General features: G+C 72.2%; 4 protein-coding genes. All 4 read right to left on the minus strand.

Annotated elements, in window-relative coordinates; all coding sequences use genetic code 11:
- Nucleotides 1-468 (minus strand): aldo/keto reductase (locus tag ACFXMF_RS47565; RefSeq protein WP_380021328.1); only part of this gene is annotated, 468 nt, incomplete at its 3' end.
- A 14-nt stretch (nt 469-482) separates the two neighbouring features.
- Nucleotides 483-830: a nuclear transport factor 2 family protein gene (locus ACFXMF_RS47570; RefSeq protein WP_379992663.1), complete on the minus strand. Its 348-nt coding sequence runs from the start codon at nt 828-830 to the stop codon at nt 483-485.
- Nucleotides 827-1,246 carry a heme-binding protein gene (locus ACFXMF_RS47575; protein WP_360317970.1) on the minus strand — a complete coding sequence of 140 codons (420 nt, stop codon included), beginning with the start codon at nt 1,244-1,246 and terminating at the stop codon, nt 827-829. The genes ACFXMF_RS47570 and ACFXMF_RS47575 overlap by 4 nt, the downstream gene beginning before the upstream one ends.
- A 47-nt stretch (nt 1,247-1,293) precedes the next feature.
- On the minus strand, nt 1,294-2,126 hold an 833-nt coding region (locus ACFXMF_RS47580; RefSeq protein ID WP_380021330.1), incomplete at its 5' end, for an MFS transporter.

Genomic DNA, 2,126 nt, shown 5'->3' on the forward strand with positions numbered 1-2,126 from the left:
GCTGTGGTCCATCAGGCGCCGGAGGTGGGCGGGCTGGAAGTTGGAGACGCCGGCGGCGCGGATGCGGCCCTCGGCGGTGAGGCGCTCGATGGCGCGCCAGGAGTCGAGGTAGAGGTCGCGCTCGGGGGTGGGCCAGTGGATCAGGTACAGGTCGACGGTGTCGAGGCCGAGCTTGCCGAGAGCGGTGTCGAAGGCGCGCAGGGTCTTGTCGTAGCCCTGGTCGGCGTTCCACAGCTTGGTGGTGACGAACAGTTCCTCGCGCGGCAGGCCGGACGCCGCGAGCGCTCGGCCGACGCCGGTCTCGTTGCCGTAGATTGCGGCGGTGTCGATGCTGCGGTAGCCGGCCTCCAGGGCGGAGGTGACGGCGGCGGTGGTCTGGTCGTCGGGGACCTGGAAGACGCCGAAGCCGAGCTGGGGGATCTCGACGCCGTTGTTGAGCTTCACGGTGGGGACGGTGGGGTTGTTCATGGTGCGTGCTTCCTTCAGTGAGGGTGGGCGGTGAGGGTGTAGCGGACGGTCTGGGCGCTGATGAGTCCGTCGCGGAAGACGAAGGTGTCGGTGCCGTCGGTGACCCGGTGGGTGGCGGTGGCGGCGGTCCACTGGAGGAACAGCACTCCGCCCGCGAACCGCGGGTCCAGGTGCCAGTCGGCGTCCGGGAGATCGGCCAGGAGGCGGCCGATGACCCGGCGGACCCCGTCGTGGCCGCGGAACGCGCCCTCGGGGGTGATGAGGACGGTGTCCTCGGTGTAGTTCCCGGCGATGTGGTCGAGGTCCCCGGTGCCCAGGCGCCGACCGTGGTCGGCGAAGACCTCCTGCGGGGTGCGGGTCACCGGGGGAGTTTCGTCAGCGCGGCGGTGGCGAACGAGTGGTCCTGCTCGGGGGCGCCGCCGCCGAGGCCGATGGCGCCGACGAGCCTGCCGTCGCGGTGGATCGGGACGCCGCCGGCGATGAACAGGAGCGGCCGGTCGAGCGCGGTGGGCAGGGTGTGGAAGGGTCCGTCCGGCTTGACGAGGTCGACCAGGTCGGCGGTGGGGGCGCCCAGTTGGAGGGCGGTGTACGCCTTGCGGGTGCTGGTCTCGCCGGAGATCAGCACGGCGCTGTCGTCGCGGAGGAAGGCGAGCGGGTGGCCGCCCGCGTCCAGGACGGTGACGCTGACCGCGACCCCGGCCGCCCGGGCGGCGCGTCGGGCGGCGTCGACGAGGGTCTCGGCGTCGGCGGTGGTCAGCGGGGTGAGGGTGGTGCTCATGGTGGCTCTTCTCCTGGAAGGAACGGGGGAGGGGGAACGGAGGGCGGTCAGTGGTGGACGGCGACGGCGACGGCGGCGGGGGTGGGAGCGGCGGCGGGGGTGCTCTCCCGTACGGGGGTTCGGCGCTCCAGGGCGGCGGACCAGACGGCCAGCAGGAGCGCGGCTCCGGCGAGCAGCGCGCCGACCCAGTTCGGGGCGGTGTAACCGAGGCCGGCGGAGATGACCATTCCGCCGAGCCAGGCGGCAAGGGCGTTGCCGAGGTTGAAGGCGCCGATGTTGACGGCGGAGGCCAGGGTGGGCGCGCCGTGCGCCTGGTCCAGGACCCGCTTCTGGAGCGGTGGGACGGTGGCGAAGCCGAGCCCCCCGACGAGCAGGATGGTCACCGCGGCCAGGATCTTGTTGTGGGCGGTGACGGTGAACAGCGCCAGCACGACGGCGAGTCCGCCGAGAGAGGCGTAGAGCATCGGCATCAGCTTGCGGTCGGCGAACTTGCCGCCGAGCAGGTTGCCGAGGAACATGCCGATGCCGAACAGGACCAGCAGCCAGGTGACGGCGCCGTCGGAGTAGCCGGCCGTGTGGGTCATCATCGGGGCGATGTAGGTGATCGCCGCGAAAACGCCGCCGAAGCCGAGGACGGTCATCGCCATGGCGAGCAGGACCTGGGGGTTGCGGAACGCCGTGAGCTCGCGCCGCAGGTGGGCGCCCTCGGGGCGGGGCATGGCGGGTACCAGCTTCGCGATGCCGAGTAGGCCGATCACGCCGAGTGCGGCGACGCCGGCGAAGGTGACGCGCCAGCCGACGGCCTGGCCGATGAAGGTGCCCAGCGGCACGCCGACGATGTTGGCGACGGTGAGGCCGGTGAACATGGTGGCGATGGCGC

It is taken from the genome of Embleya sp. NPDC059213 (assembly GCF_042754445.1).
GTDB lineage: Bacteria > Actinomycetota > Actinomycetes > Streptomycetales > Streptomycetaceae > Embleya.